The 15440-nt window shown below is 46.7% G+C and carries 11 protein-coding genes; 6 read left to right on the forward strand and 5 right to left on the reverse strand.

Annotated elements, in window-relative coordinates:
* Nucleotides 1-182: 182 nt before the first annotated feature.
* Nucleotides 183-818 carry a peroxiredoxin gene (locus tag GWR21_RS21585; RefSeq protein WP_162333754.1) on the forward strand — a complete coding sequence of 212 codons (636 nt, stop codon included), beginning with the start codon at nucleotides 183-185 and terminating at the stop codon, nucleotides 816-818.
* A gap of 225 nt (nucleotides 819-1043) precedes the next feature.
* Here GWR21_RS21585 and GWR21_RS21590 read toward each other — a convergent pair whose 3' ends face one another.
* Genes GWR21_RS21590 through rlmN form a run of 3 tightly spaced genes read right to left on the reverse strand, consistent with a single transcriptional unit; the run spans nucleotide 1044 to nucleotide 4462 of the window.
* Complete coding sequence (locus GWR21_RS21590) at nucleotides 1044-1787, reverse strand: RluA family pseudouridine synthase (RefSeq protein WP_162333755.1); 744 nt, start codon at nucleotides 1785-1787, stop codon at nucleotides 1044-1046.
* 3 nt (nucleotides 1788-1790) lie between these two features.
* Nucleotides 1791-3383, reverse strand: coding sequence for a pseudouridine synthase (locus GWR21_RS31595; protein ID WP_238429937.1), 1593 nt, complete (start codon nucleotides 3381-3383; stop codon nucleotides 1791-1793).
* A 35-nt stretch (nucleotides 3384-3418) separates the two neighbouring features.
* The gene (gene rlmN, locus GWR21_RS21600; RefSeq protein ID WP_162333756.1) at nucleotides 3419-4462 is read right to left on the reverse strand and encodes a 23S rRNA (adenine(2503)-C(2))-methyltransferase RlmN; all 1044 of its coding nucleotides are present in this window, start codon (nucleotides 4460-4462) and stop codon (nucleotides 3419-3421) included.
* A 349-nt stretch (nucleotides 4463-4811) separates the two neighbouring features.
* Here rlmN and GWR21_RS21605 point away from each other — a divergent pair, with 349 nt between their 5' ends.
* The gene (locus GWR21_RS21605; RefSeq protein ID WP_162333757.1) at nucleotides 4812-6014 is read left to right on the forward strand and encodes a thiolase family protein; all 1203 of its coding nucleotides are present in this window, start codon (nucleotides 4812-4814) and stop codon (nucleotides 6012-6014) included.
* 529 nt (nucleotides 6015-6543) lie between these two features.
* Here GWR21_RS21605 and GWR21_RS21610 read toward each other — a convergent pair.
* A complete protein-coding gene (locus GWR21_RS21610) occupies nucleotides 6544-7125 on the reverse strand; it encodes a sigma-70 family RNA polymerase sigma factor (RefSeq protein ID WP_044217966.1) in 582 nt (193 codons plus the stop codon).
* 313 nt (nucleotides 7126-7438) lie between these two features.
* Here GWR21_RS21610 and uvrA point away from each other — a divergent pair, with 313 nt between their 5' ends.
* The gene (gene uvrA, locus GWR21_RS21615) at nucleotides 7439-10255 is read left to right on the forward strand and encodes an excinuclease ABC subunit UvrA (RefSeq protein ID WP_162333758.1); all 2817 of its coding nucleotides are present in this window, start codon (nucleotides 7439-7441) and stop codon (nucleotides 10253-10255) included.
* 268 nt (nucleotides 10256-10523) lie between these two features.
* Here the strand turns inward: uvrA and GWR21_RS21620 are convergent, their stop codons facing one another.
* Nucleotides 10524-10964 carry a DUF4293 family protein gene (locus GWR21_RS21620; RefSeq protein WP_162333759.1) on the reverse strand — a complete coding sequence of 147 codons (441 nt, stop codon included), beginning with the start codon at nucleotides 10962-10964 and terminating at the stop codon, nucleotides 10524-10526.
* A gap of 120 nt (nucleotides 10965-11084) precedes the next feature.
* Here GWR21_RS21620 and GWR21_RS32005 point away from each other — a divergent pair, with 120 nt between their 5' ends.
* The 3 genes from GWR21_RS32005 to GWR21_RS21635 all read left to right on the forward strand — a co-directional run bounded on the left by GWR21_RS32005 (nucleotide 11085) and on the right by GWR21_RS21635 (nucleotide 15391).
* Nucleotides 11085-13370, forward strand: coding sequence for an NADP-dependent malic enzyme (locus GWR21_RS32005; RefSeq protein ID WP_162333760.1), 2286 nt, complete (start codon nucleotides 11085-11087; stop codon nucleotides 13368-13370).
* Nucleotides 13371-13558: 188 nt separating this feature from the next.
* Complete coding sequence (locus GWR21_RS21630; protein ID WP_162333761.1) at nucleotides 13559-14590, forward strand: hypothetical protein; 1032 nt, start codon at nucleotides 13559-13561, stop codon at nucleotides 14588-14590.
* Nucleotides 14591-14647: 57 nt separating this feature from the next.
* Entirely contained in the window at nucleotides 14648-15391 is a 744-nt protein-coding gene (locus GWR21_RS21635; protein ID WP_162333762.1) for an MlaE family ABC transporter permease, read from the forward strand.
* The last annotated feature ends 49 nt before the right edge of the window (nucleotides 15392-15440 follow it).

The following is a 15440-nucleotide window of genomic DNA, read 5'->3' on the forward strand; positions in this document are numbered from 1 at the left end:
CCCTACGGTGTTGTGTTGCGCTTTTTATGAAGCGTCATCCCTGATACCTTTTATGTCCAGTTGTTTGTATTAACTCCGCCCTGCCTGTTCTTCAGGCAGGGAATTTTTTTTTGAAAAATCCGCGTAAAGTCTATAATAATTGTAGGAAATTCATATTTTTGAATACTTTAAAACCCAAACGTATGAGTTTAAGACTAGGCGATATAGCTCCGAATTTTCAGGCGAAGACATCCCAGGGTGATATTGATTTCTATGAGTTTTTGGGAGATAGCTGGGGGGTACTGTTTTCGCATCCGGCAGATTATACGCCGGTATGTACTACCGAATTAGGTAAGACAGCTCAGCTGAAAGACGAATTTGCAAAACGTAACGTAAAGGTCCTTGCACTGAGCGTGGACCCATTAGAGAAACACCTTGGCTGGATCAATGATATCAATGAAACTCAGCATACTAACGTTGAGTTTCCGATTATTGCTGACGAAGACAGGAAAGTTTCCGATCTTTATGATATGATACACCCGAATGCATCAGAAACTTTCACCGTAAGGTCTCTGTTTGTGATCGGACCAGATAAAAAAGTGAAACTTACAATCACTTATCCGGCTTCTACAGGCAGGAATTTCCATGAAGTACTGCGTGTGATCGATTCGCTCCAGCTGACTGCTAACTACAGCGTTGCGACTCCGGCTAACTGGGTTGATGGTGAAGATGTGATCGTGACTGCTGCGGTGAAAACCGAAGATATTCCGGCTCGCTTCCCGAAAGGTCATAAGATTATCAAGCCTTACCTCAGAACAACACCTCAGCCGAACAAATAAGGCGGAGAATTGTTAACAGTAAGCAAACTAATAAACTTGTTCGTTTAAGACCTGCACAGTTTATGTGTCAGGTTTTTATTCATAAGACTTTTTAATGGTTGGTTTTTGATTTTTACGAAACGGGGATTTCTCCCCGTTTTTTCTTTTTATACCCTCCCCAACCAGCCTCAGGCCATAAAAAAAGGCGGCCTCCTGAGAAACCGCCTTCCTGAATATGTTAGTCTGTTAGAGTATCAGCGCAGTACTTCTACCGCTATTCTTGCGCAATTGTGTTACAACGGCCTGAATATCTTTAGGTAGTGGCGCTTCTACGATCACTTCCTCTCCCTGCTGGTCTGTGAAATGCAGCTGCCACGCATGCAGCGCCAGACGGCTCAGTAAAGGACGCTCTTCATCCACTCTTTTACTCAGTTTGTAATCTTTCTTAATAGAAGACAATAAAACCGGCGCAGCAGTGCCGTATTGCTCGTCTACGGCTATCGGATGGCCCAGATGTTTCATATGCAGACGGATCTGGTGTGTACGGCCGGTATGGATCTGTAATTTTACCAGGCTGTAGAGTCCAAAAGACTCTTCTACCACATAATCAGTGAGTGCCGCTTTACCCTTCCTGTTGGTCACCATCCTTCCCTTGATAGTAGGATGTTCCATGATCGGTTCGTCTACACTGCCAGAAGCCGGGTGCAGCTGTCCGTTCACAAGTCCCTTATAGAATTTCTTCACGTTACGGCCTTCAAACAGCTGGGAATAATATTTATGGGCTATCTCATTCTTAGCAAACAGGATAATCCCACTGGTATCCTTGTCCAGACGGTGTACGGTGAAGATCTCACCGTAATGTTTTTTTAGTAATCCCTGAATGGAATCCAGGTGATTGTCATGCCTGTCAGGGATAGTCAGTAAGCCAGCAGGCTTGTTCAGAATGACGTAGTCTGCTGTTTCTTTTATGATGATGTCGTTGATACGCATAGTTTACTTAAAATGCTTCAGAAGAATGATCTCTTTTTCTGTCAGGAAACGCCATTTACCGCGATTGATATTTTTCTTGGTAAGGCCAGCGTAGGTAACACGGTCCAGTTTCTCTACCTCATATTCCAGGTGTTCGAAAATACGGCGTACGATACGGTTCTTTCCACTGTGAATTTCGATGCCTACCTGCGCTTTGTCACCCGCTTCCACATAACCGAGCGCATCTACATTGGCAATACCATCTTCCAGTGTAACACCCTGCAGGATCTTGTCGAAGTCGGCCTTGGTCAGCGGCTTGTTCAGTCCTACGTGATAGATCTTTTTGATATTATGCTTCGGATGCGCCAGTTTCTGTGCCAGTTCGCCATCATTGGTTAACAACAGCAGACCAGAGGTATTACGATCTAGACGACCCACAGGGTATACGCGCTGTTCTTCTGTGGTAGCGTCCTGGATCAGTTCCATTACTGTTTTACGGCCTTCGGGATCATCCGTAGTGGTGATGTATCCTTTTGGTTTGTTCAGCAGGATGTATACCAGATTTTTCTGGATAGTGATACGTCTGTTGCTGATAGCTACTTCATCTTTCGCAGTCACTTTGAAAGCTGGTTCTGTCACAGGCTGACCATTTACAGTCACCTTACCTTCCTTTACGAAGTCAACGGCTTTTCTGCGGGAGCAGAGGCCGGAGTGAGCAATATATTTGTTCAGGGGCATTTCGCCGGGAGCGTTGCCACCTTCTTCTTTTTTAGACGATCTTTTAGAGAATTTGTCATCTTCATGACGTGCTTTTCTCGTAGCAAATTTACGATCCTGCTTATCAGCGAAGCGCTCATTGGCAGTATCGAAGAATTTCTTACGGTTAAAACCACTCGGCGTAGGGCGTTCGTCTCTGCTACCACGTCTGAAGCTTTTCTTCTCCGTGCCACCGTGGAAAGCACTGTCATCAGCCTGTTCACCTTTTGCTTTCGGCTTGAAAGGAGTTCTGCCGCTGGCGGTCTTACGTACAGGTTCTATGCGGCGTCTGCGGCCGTTTTCGTCTCTGTTGGTATGTTTAAATGATGGCGTTTCGTCTGCATCTTTTTTACGCGGACCACTTTTAGCTGCGCTTTCCTCACCATGCTCTTTGCGTGCGCTACGGAAAGGACGTTCACTTTTTTCAAATTTGCCACGACCTGCGTTGTCACCATCACCTTCTTTGCGTGCGCTACGGAAAGGACGTTCACTTTTTTCAAATTTGCCACGACCTGCATTGTCACCATCACCTTCTTTGCGAGCGCTACGAAAAGGACGTTCACTTTTTTCAAATTTGCCGCGACCTGCATTGTCACCATCTTTCTCTTTGCGATCACCGCGGAAAGGGCGTTCGGTTTTTTCGAATTTGCCGCGGCCTGCGTTATCACTATCTCTCTCTTTACGATCACCACCGAAGGAGCGTGGGCGGTCATTCTTTTTAAAGTCGCCACGTCCGGGTTTTTCGTCATCACCCCGTTTACGGTCAGTGTTGCCAGAACGCTGACCGCCTTTATTTGAACTGCTGTTTTTATTTTCCTTGAAAGGGGAAAATCCTTTCTTAGCAGGTGTGTTTTTTCTCATCTGTTTGTTTTTGAAAATTGTTTGCAGGATACTGATCAACCTTTATTCGCCAGCTGGCCGCAGGCCGCATCGATGTCTTTACCGCGGCTACGACGGAGGCGGGCATTTACCTTGTTTTTAGCGAGGTATTCCATAAATGCCTCCGCAACGTCCTCGTCCGGTTTCATGAAGCGGGCGTTGGAAATTGGGTTGTATTCAATAATGTTGACCAGGTCTGCAGGTACCTGGCGGTATATACGGATCAGCTCATCGGCATCCTTCAGGGAGTCATTGAAGTCCTTAAAGAGGATGTATTCGAATGAGATCTGGTTCTGTGTAGCTTTGTAGAAGTAGTTCAGCGCTTCAATGAGTACTTTGAGGTTGTTGGTATCATTGATCGGCATGATCTGGCTGCGTTTTTCATCATTTGCAGCGTGCAGGGAAAGGGCCAGGTTAAATTTCACTTTATCGTCTCCGAGCTGGCGGATCATTTTAGCCACGCCGGCAGTAGATACGGTGATACGTCTTGGAGACATGCCCAGGCCATCCGGGGAAGTGATACGCTCAATAGATTTCAGCACGTTCTTATAGTTCAGGAGCGGTTCGCCCATACCCATGTACACGATATTGCTGAGTTTCTTGCCGTATTTATCCATAGCCTGCTGATTCAGCAGGGCCACTTCATCATAGATTTCATCGTATTCCAGGTTACGCTTACGGTCCATGTAGCCCGTAGCGCAGAATTTACAGCTAAGGCTGCAACCTACCTGGGAAGAAACACAGGCAGTTTGCCTGGTATCTGTAGGGATCAGTACGCCTTCTACGAAGTGACCATCATGCAGGCGGAAGCGGCTCTTAACAGTGCCGTCATCACTATGCTGGGTATGATCTGCTGAGATTGCGGGAAGTGTAAAGTGTTCTTCCAGTTTTGTGCGTAAATCCTTGGAAATGTTGGTCATTGCGTCGAAGCTCGTAGCGTGTTTCAGCCACAACCACTCATACACCTGTTTGGCGCGGAAGGGTTTTTCCTGTATTGACCCAAAGTATTCCTGTAATTCCGGTAAGCTGAGGTGCCGGATATTTGTTTTGCCCGATTTCATTCCTGACCTTTAAATGAGATAATGTCTGCCTTACGGCAGTCGGTAGTAAGCTGCAAAGGTACAGTATTTTACATGTACCACCATAAATGAGGACTGTAGGCTGGTAATCAGTTAGTTATTCCTCTGTTGAAAGCCGGTTCATCCCATTATACTTTTTTAGTACCCGTTGGTACGCCTGTACCTTTCCTTCAGGCGGGAGTAAAAGGTCGCAATCGGAGGTATAATGCAGGTACAACGGGCACTTCGGCTACCTGTTGGAAGACGCACAGGCTGATAAACAATGCATTGGTATTATTGCCGATTCCCCTACATTTACAACCTTTATTAACCAAAGCAATCCATCAAAGTAATGCAAGCTGCTTACATAGTAGACGCGGTCCGCACCCCAATAGGCCGGTATGGTGGGGTTCTGAGTTCAGTACGGCCGGACGATCTGTTGGCCCACCTTATAAAAGCTATCATTCAACGCAATCCAACACTCGATCCTGCTGGTATTGAGGATGTTATAGCTGGTGCTACCAACCAGGCAGGCGAAGATAACCGTGATGTAGCCAGGATGGCAGCATTACTGGCAGGGCTGCCGGTCACTGTACCTGGTAATACGGTCAACCGCCTCTGTGCCTCCGGCATGCAGGCCATTATGGATGCCGCCCGGGCAGTGATGTGTGGTGATGGAGACGTGTTCCTGGCAGGAGGGGTGGAGAGTATGACACGTGCCCCGCTGGTAATGCCCAAGGCTGATGGCGCTTTCAGCCGGAGTACAGAAATGTATGACTCCACGATCGGCTGGCGTTTTACCAATAAGCGCTTAGCGGAAATGTACCATCCCTATTCCATGGGCGAAACGGCTGAAAATGTAGCCCGCCAGTGGAAGATCAGCAGAGAGGACCAGGATATGTTCGCCTATCAGAGTCAGCTGAAATACAAGGATGCCTACGCTGCTGGTAAGTGGTCGGCTGAAATCATTCCGGTGCCTGTCACGCCTAACAAACAGGGGCAGGTAGTGATCACGGATGATGAACCACCCAGGGAGACTTCACTGGAGAAGCTGGCCGGATTGAAACCTGCCTTTATCAAAGAGGGGACTGTGACTGCCGGTAATTCGGCCGGGATCAATGATGGAGCTGCAGTCGTGCTGGTTGTATCTGAAAAGGCATTGAAACAATATAATCTTACACCGCTGATGCAGATCAAATCCATGGCGGTGGCAGGTGTAGATCCTTCGATCATGGGAATAGGGCCGGTGCCTGCATCTCAGAAAGCATTACTGCGCGCGGGGCTTTCTGTTGGCCAGCTGGACCTGGTGGAGTTAAACGAAGCATTCGCAGTACAGGCGCTGGCTTGTACCCGTGACCTGGGATTAGACCCCGCAAAGGTCAATGTGAATGGCGGGTCTATTGCCATCGGGCATCCTTTGGGATGTACAGGGGCCAGGATAGCAGCGACACTCCTGCATGAGTTCCGGCGCAGACCCCAGGCTAAATATGGATTAACTACTATGTGTGTGGGAGTTGGTCAGGGAGCCGCTATGATCTATGAAAATCTGAGTTAAGTCATTACTGTCTGGTAATAAGCCCCTTACTGGTTGATGAGAGACTGGTAAGGGGTTTTTGTTACTGGCAGATGGGTGGTAGATGTAGTATACCAGTGTATAGGATGCTTTAGGTATGCTTTTAGTATTCATCAGGTAGGCTTTCTCTTACGTTTCTCTTACGTTTTAAGACGTAAGAGAAACGTAAGAGAAAGCCACCTCAAAGCCACCTCAAACAAAGGTCAACCGAACCAATTTACATCGTCGGCTCGGGAACCCACAGGGGTTGAATGAAGGCTTATGCTGCGATATTGACCCTTCGTGACGCGGAAACGACGGCTCGTGTGCTTTGTTCAGCACCGCGTTAAAATCCTTGCTAATATTGTGTTATCGGTCACGGCCAAAGGGCGCATCTGTAGCAGAATAGAGGTGGGCTCTGTTATACATGACAGCTGTGACAAAAGTGGAGTTGTGTTGGTTGATATCGTAAAAAATAAAAACGGGCGGTCGGAGTCCCCCGGCCGCCCGTCGATGGCAAGCAAAAAAAGGATTACAAACAAATCTGTTTCTCCGTCATCATCTTCCGGAGATTTATCAGACCATATCTCATACGGCCTAATGCGGTATTGATACTCACCTGGGTGAGGTCGGCAATTTCTTTGAAACTTAAGTCAGCGTAGTGGCGGAGAATAATGACCTCACGTTGTTCTTCCGGCAGCAGGTCGAGCATACGCCTTACACGATCGTGGCTTTGTGCTGTGATCATTTTTTCTTCTGCACTGCTCTCGCTGAAATTCAGTACGTTGAAAATATCTTTGTCGTCGCTGGTTTTGATGATAGGAGTACGTTTGATCTTACGGAAGTGATCTACACATAGGTTGTGCGCAATACGCATCGCCCAGGGAAGGAATTTACCTTTTTCCGTATAGCGCTCTGCTCTGATTGTATCGATAATCTTTATAAAGGTATCCTGGAAAATGTCTTCAGCCAGGAAAGCGTCTTTCACAAGTAATACGATAGAGGTATAGAGCTTATCTTTGTGTCTGTGCACTAATTCTTCCAATGCTGAAGCATGACCCTTTTTGAAGAGGGTAATTAGCTGCTCATCACTTAGTTTGTACATTATTTGCATAAACTTCTACAATAGCGGGTTTATAATAAAAATAGGACTTGTGACAGTCGTAGGAAAAAAGTGTAGAGTTTATGCTATAATAGGTAGATTTTAAGTTATTAATTGATCCCGAAAAAAGACTTTCAGGTCTCATCTATTGCAAATGTAATGTAATAGTTCAATAAAACAATCCCTCATTTGTGCAATTTTCCTGCAATTTAATATAGGCACAGGCCAGCTGAATTGACCTACTGTTGCAGGTTCCACGCATAACATATTCAGGAAGAATGGAAATGCGCCGGAATAGTTTACTTTCGGTATTTTTGCATCCATTATGGCTACTAAAGTGAAGAAAACGGAAACAATAACTGATGATCAGTCAGTTAGTACGCAAGATCAGATTTTCATCAAGGGCGCACGCGTTCACAACCTCAAAAATGTAAGCGTAGGCATCCCCAGAAGCAAGCTGGTAGTAGTAACCGGGGTATCCGGTTCTGGCAAGTCTTCACTGACCATGGACACTTTATATGCTGAAGGACAGCGCCGTTATGCGGAAAGTCTCAGCGCCTATGCACGTCAGTTCCTCATGCGCATGAACAAACCTGACGTCGATTATATCAAAGGCATCTGTCCAGCCATTGCCATCGAGCAGAAAGTGATCACCCGTACACCCCGCTCTACAGTGGGCTCTATGACGGAAATTTATGATTACCTCCGCCTGTTATTTGCCCGTGTAGGCAAGACCTATTCCCCCATCTCCGGTCAGCTTGTAAAAAAGCATGAAGTGAGCGATGTGGTGGATTATATCAAAAAACTCCCTTCCGGTTCTAAAATACAATTGCTCGTAACCTTCCGCCGCCACGAAAAACGTGATGTGAAGGAAGAATTACAGATCCTGATGCAGAAGGGCTTTTCCCGCCTCTATGTGAAGGAGAAAGGGAATGGTTCCCTGCTGCGTATTGAAGAACTGCTGGAAGAGAAAAAACCTTCTCTCCCCAAGGAGGCTTACCTGCTGGTAGACCGCCTGGTGGCAAAGGAATTTGACGAAGATGACCTGCATCGTATCGCAGATAGTGTGCAGACTGCCTTTTATGAGAGTGAAGGCGATTGCCTCGTGGAAGTGGATGGTGGAGACATGAAACATTTCTCCAATCGTTTCGAACTGGACGGTATGCAGTTTGAAGAGCCCGTACCAAACCTGTTCTCTTTCAACAACCCTTATGGTGCATGTCCGGTATGCGAAGGCTTTGGTCAGGTGCTGGGTGTTGATGCGGATCTCGTTATACCGGATAAACGCCTGAGTGTATTTGAAAACGCTATTGCTCCCTGGAGAGGCGAGAAGATGGGCGAATACAAAGAAGCCCTGATAAAAGCTTCCCGCAAATTCAACTTCCCGATCCACAAGCCTATTGTTGATCTTACTGATGAGCAATATCAGTTGTTGTGGACAGGGAATGAGCACTTCTACGGTCTGAATGAGTTCTTCAAAATGGTGGAGCAGAACCTGTACAAAGTGCAGTACCGTGTGCTGCAATCCCGCTACCGTGGACGGACTATCTGCCCTGAGTGCGGAGGAGGCCGCCTGAGAAAAGAAGCGCTGTACATTAAAGTAGCGGATGTCAATATCGCGCAACTGGTAGATATGCCGGTAGGTAATCTCTACCAATGGTTCCAGGAGTTACAGCTGAATGAATACGATCAGCAGGTAGCAAAGCGGATACTACTGGAAATAGATCACCGGCTGAAAACATTACTCGACGTTGGTCTGACCTACCTTACACTGAATCGTGTAGCCAATACGCTGAGTGGTGGAGAAAGCCAGCGTATTCAACTGACTCGTTCGCTGGGTAGTAACCTGACTAATTCCATGTACATACTGGACGAGCCGAGTATTGGTCTGCATGCACGTGATACACATCGCCTGATTGGCGTATTGAAAGAACTGCGCGATCTGGGTAATACGGTTGTGGTTGTTGAGCACGACGAGATGATGATGCAGGAAGCCGATTATATCATCGATATGGGACCTTTGGCTAGTCACCTGGGTGGTGAAGTGATCTTTGCAGGAAACTATCAGCAGATACTAAAAGACAGTAAAAGCCTGACAGGTAAATATCTTAGCGGGCAGTTCAGTATTGAACCTCCTGCTAAGCTGCGTAAATGGAAGAAAGCGATCACCCTGGAAGGATGTCGTCAACATAATCTGAAAAACATCAATGTTGATTTCCCGTTACAGGTGCTTACGGTCGTGAGCGGTGTCAGTGGCTCCGGAAAAACGACGCTGGTAAAACAGATCCTGTATCCTGCACTCATGAAACTGAAAGGTGAGTTCGCAGAGCGTGTGGGCCAGCACCGTGCGTTAAAGGGTGCTGTGGATGATATCACACAGATTGAAATGGTAGACCAGAACCCGATCGGTAAATCATCCCGTTCTAACCCGGTTACCTATATTAAAGCATACGACGAAATCCGTGATCTGTACGCTAAACAGCAACTGAGCAAGATGCGCGGCTTCCAGCCAAAACATTTCTCATTTAACGTAGATGGGGGCCGTTGTGATGCTTGTAAAGGAGAAGGCGAAGTTGTAGTGGAAATGCAGTTCCTGGCAGATGTACACCTGCAATGTGAAACCTGCGGTGGCCGTCGCTTTAAGGAAGAAGTGCTGGAAGTAACCTATAAAGGCAAAAATATCCATGATGTACTGGAGATGAGCGTAGAAGAATCGCTGGACTTCTTCAAGGATGAAAAAGATGTGACCAATAAGATCCGTCCGCTGAGTGATGTGGGGCTGGGGTATGTGAAACTCGGACAGAGCAGTGATACCCTGAGTGGTGGTGAAGCACAGCGTGTAAAACTGGCTTCTTTCCTGGGTAAGGGGAAAGCACAGGGGCACATCCTCTTCATTTTCGATGAACCCACTACCGGTCTGCACTTCCATGATATTAAAAAGCTGCTGGCTTCATTCAACGCCCTGATCGACCAGGGACACAGTGTGCTGGTAATTGAACATAACATTGATGTGATCCGTAGTGCTGACTGGGTGATTGACCTGGGGCCTGAAGGTGGTGCCGGTGGCGGAGAATTGCTGTATGCAGGATTGCCGGAAGGCCTGAAGGCAGTGGAGAGAAGTTATACAGGGAAGTATTTGTAGAATTGGGGATTGATGCTCGGTATGAAATAATTCCTTGATTATTAATTAATTGTAATTTTTTCTGGTTAGCCAGAATGGCATAAAATAAAAAGCTGCGGAATGATCTCCGCAGCTTTTTATTTTATGATCAGCCATTGTTGGCCTGATATCTTTTGTACTAGTAGTGAGTTGCTGTAAGGTTACCATATGCCAGCGAATTTGAAATGACAGGCTGTATTGATATGTACTCACGGGTATTTGCAGCTCAATTCCCGATTCCCCATTGAATCTATCTCAGTCTGTCCAGCGATTTGATCAGCTTCTGATCTTTATACACACCTCTTGCTGCCATTACCAGAAATATAAAGATCAACAACGGGAGGAATGCGCCTGGCAGATAGTTGGAAGTAGTGATCACTTTACCACCCGACTGTATCTTGTTAGCCATTTCCTGCACCTGGAAATACTCCAGCGCCAGTGCCGCAAGGGAGAGCACCGCATTTAGTACGATCAGTTTGAACTGTAGTTTACGGTTCTTATACAGGAAAATAGTGAACAGGGCTAATCCTACAACCAGCATCAGTACCAGGAACACTATAAAGCTCGACTGTGCATTAAAATATTGGATGGCCTCGTTACCAACCTGGACCTTCCAGATATTCAGGAACCATGTGCCGATACCGGCCGCAGCCGCTAATAAAAGGTAAAGACTTTGAATGCGTTGTATCATGTTTGTCAGAGAGATTTACCGGGTAAAAATAAGTAAATATTGTGAACCTACTCTTTTGTGCTACGTTCTGTTCCTCCAATACTTCGTATATTGCACGCCCAAGAACAATCTTTTATTGAAATGGCAAGAAAACAGAACAAGCAGGATGCGTTGGATTACCACGCATTGGGGCGGCCTGGAAAAATTGAAGTAATACCTACAAAGAACACCAAGACACAGTGGGACCTTTCACTGGCTTACTCTCCCGGAGTAGCAGAACCATGTAAGGAGATTGCAAAAGATGTAGAGAATGTGTACAAATATACCGCCAAAGGAAACCTGGTAGCGGTAATCAGTAATGGTACTGCGGTGCTGGGCCTGGGCGATATCGGCCCGGAAGCCGGTAAACCAGTAATGGAAGGTAAGGCCGTACTGTTCAAGATATTTGCAGATATCGATGTATTTGATATCGAGTTGAACACGAAGAACGTTGACGAATTTGTACAGGTTGTGAAAGCAATGGAACCGACTTTCGGTGGTATCAACCTGGAAGATATCAAGAGTCCTGAGTGTTTTGAGATAGAAGAGCGCCTGAAAAGGGAACTCAAAATCCCTATCATGCACGATGACCAGCATGGTACAGCCATCATTTCCAGTGCTGCATTGCTCAATGCCCTGGAACTGGTTAAAAAAGATATAGACAAAGTCAGGATCGTTATAAATGGCGCCGGCGCAGCTGCTATGGCCTGCGTAAAGCTTTATGTAGCACTGGGCGCAAAGAAAGAAAATATCATCATGTTCGATAAGGATGGTGTGATCAACACCTCCCGCCCGAACCTGTCAGACCTGCATCAACAATTTGCTACCACATCAACCGTAACCCAGCTATCAGAAGCACTGAAAGGTGCCGACATGTTTGTCGGTTTGTCAGTCGGTAATGTGGTCACGCCGGATATGATCAAGAGTATGGCGGATAATCCGATCGTGTTTGCCATGGCAAATCCTGATCCGGAGATCGCCTATGAACTGGCAGTCGCTTCCCGTCCTGATGTGATCATGTGTACAGGTCGTTCCGACCATCCTAACCAGGTAAACAACGTGTTGGGTTTCCCATACATCTTCCGCGGAGCGCTGGACGTACGTGCCACTACTATCAACGAAGAGATGAAACTGGCGGCTGTGCACGCACTGGCAGAACTGGCCAAGGAGTCCGTACCAGATATCGTGAACCTGGCTTACAACGAAAAGAACCTCTATTTCAGTCCTAAATATATCATTCCAAAACCACTGGACCCACGCCTGCTGAGCCATGTAGCACCAGCTGTAGCCAAAGCTGCGATGGATAGCGGCGTAGCACAGCAGCCGATCACTGACTGGGACGCTTATATAGAAGTACTGAACAAAAGGCTGGGGCTGGATAACCAGCTGTTCCGTGTGATTGGTACCAAAGCGCGTCAGGACCCGCGTAAAGTGGTATTCGCAGAAGCAGATAACCTGAAAGTCCTGAAGGCATCTCAGGTGGTGAGAGACGAAGGTATTGCCTATCCGATCCTGCTGGGTAATGAACAACGTATCCGTAACCTGGCAGCAGAACATGGCATTGAACTGGAAGACACGGTGATCATCGATCCCAAGAGCGATGAAATGAGTGAAAAGCGTCATCATTTTGGTGAACTGTTCTTCAAAAAGCGTCAGCGTAAAGGTTTCAATCTGTACGAAGCGAAGAAGGTAATGCGTGAGCGTAACTACTTCGGTTGTATGCTGGTAGAAACCGGAGAAGCAGACGCGCTGATCTCTGGTCTGACCCGTAACTATCCCGATACCATCCGTCCTGCATTACATGTTATCGGTATGGAGCCAAACGCAAAGCGCGTGGCGGGTATGTATATTATCAACACCAAACGAGGTCCGCTGTTCCTGGGCGATACAACCGTGAACTTCAATCCTACGGCAGAAGAACTGGCAGAAATTACCCTGCTGGTAGCGAATGAAGTAAGACAGTTCAACATCACACCACGTATAGCGATGCTGTCTTATTCCAGCTTCGGTTCCAGCGGTACACCGGAAGCACAGCTGGTGGCAAGGGCACGTGAGATCGTAAAACAGAAAGATCCTACCCTGATCGTAGACGGTGAGATCCAGGCGGCTATGGCCTTCAACCAGGAGATCCTGAAGGACAGCTATCCATTCAGTGAGTTACTGGGACAGGAAGTGAACACCCTGATATTCCCGAATCTGGCAGCAGGTAATATTGCTTATAACCTTCTCCAGGAAGTAGCAGGCTTTGATGCGATCGGGCCGGTTTTGCTGGGTATGAAGAAGCCGGTGCATATCCTCCAGTTGGGCAGCACCGTAAGGTCTATTGTAAACATGGTGAATATCGCGGTAGTAGATGCGCAACATAAGTGCTGCGACGGAAAGAAGTAAATTGGGATCAGGAACTTAGTTTTCTTATTACCCTTTCAATGATATAAACAGGGTGCTTCAGTTGTGAGGCACCCTGTTTCTTTTTGTGTAATAATATGCATTACTTACCTTAACGAATGGAATAAGGCTGTGTATGATGGTAGGCTGCTTAATTCCTAAATACTAATTCTTAATTCCTAATTACATCCATGCAACATATCTCAAAAAAGAAAGCCTTCTTTCCCCTGAATCCCTCATTCAGAGGATACCTTAAGCTCTACGAGAGAGAGGTGAAACTCCCTGTTTCCTACGAAGAGTTGCGTTACTTTGATAACAGTATTCCGGTATATGATAAAGAGGGGAAGGATACATTATGGGAGTCGGTATTCTACCCGCAGAGTATGTACAATCAGCTGCAGGCCGGATTGAAAAGGATCTATTCTATTCTGAAGGCAGGAGGTGACTTTACGGCAGAGGAACACCTGGAAGTGGAGCGTATAGACTTCTGTACGTTTGGTAATTCGCACCCTTTCCGTATCAGGATACGTAATACCTATAATGATGTGTATGATTATTTCTATATCAAGGTAGCAGATGCTTCCCGTATTTACGGACTGGAGCTGGAACATATCTTATCTCCGTACCAGATCACTTTTATCGTGGACGGGAATACGCTGATAGAAGAACATATTGCCGGTGTACCGGGTGATCAGTTTATTCTGCAGTATATGGACCGGCCCGAGTTTAACCCTAAACGTATTGCAAAGGAGTTTGTGAAGTTTAATGAACGCTGTTTTGTACGTCTCCTGGGGGATATGCGTTCCTATAATTTTGTGTTTGACATTACGCAGGACTTTGATGATGTGCAGTTCCGTATAAGGGCGATCGATTTTGACCAGCAGTTCTATGAAGGCCGGCGCACATTATATATGCCTCAGTTCTTTAAGGAGAACAGGGTATTTGTGGAACTGGCTATGAAACACCTGAATGCTGAAGTGGTGAAGCAATATCAGCAGGAGGAGCGTTCAGTGATTGCCCGAAGGATAAAGACCCAACGCCACCGCATAAAGGACCTGCGGGACGTTATCATGACAGACAGGGTATCCTTTCCCGAAAAAATAAGTCAGCTGGGACATGAGCTGGCCCAGTATTATGATGATCCGATCTTTGCGCATTGTAAAACAATGGGTGAGATCATTGAACGTAGTCTGAAGCGCCTGCTGGTAAGAAGTCTTAAATAATGGGAACCCTCCGGGGGCTATGTAGTCCCAACTATTTTTCCCTATCTTTGACCAGTTATGGAGTTTAGATTCTTTCATCATTTCGGAAGCTACCTGCTTATGCTCAAAGGCATGTTCACCCGCCCGGAAAACATGCGTATGTTCTGGCGGGAGTTTATGCGGCAGTGTGTGGATATAGGCATCGGATCATTAGGAATAGTACTGATCATTTCAATGTTTATGGGAGGGGTGACCACCCTGCAGATCGCTTATCAGCTGGTAAGCCCGATCATTCCCAGATCAACCATTGCACAGATAGTAAGAGATACCATCATACTTGAATTTGCGCCTACACTGACATGTATCGTACTGGCAGGTGTGGTAGGGTCCAAGATAGCCTCCGAGTTGGGTAATATGCGTGTATCCGAGCAGATCGATGCGCAGGAGATCATGGGTATCAATACCAAGGGGTATCTGATCATGCCAAAGATCCTGGCGGCCATTATTATGATCCCGCTGCTGATCAGTATTGCCGGTTTCCTGGGCATCTGGGGCGGTGAGAAGGCTGGCGAACTGGGAGGTATCCTGTCGTCAGAGCAGTATTGGCAGGGACTCAGACAGGATTTCAGGGCATATAATATCTTCTTTGCCCTGTTTAAAGCATTCGTATTTGCATTTATTATTGCCAGCGTACCCTCCTATTATGGTTATAATGTGCAGGGAGGTGCGTTAGAGATCGGTAAAGCCAGTACCAGTGCGGTAGTGGTTACCTGTGTGCTGATCCTGTTTATGGATTACCTGCTGGCAGCACTGTTGTTATAAAGTAATTCGCCCGTTACAGACGAAAAGAAAGGCATTATTCAGCGTTTTG

The organism is Chitinophaga agri (assembly GCF_010093065.1).
Classification (GTDB): domain Bacteria; phylum Bacteroidota; class Bacteroidia; order Chitinophagales; family Chitinophagaceae; genus Chitinophaga; species Chitinophaga agri.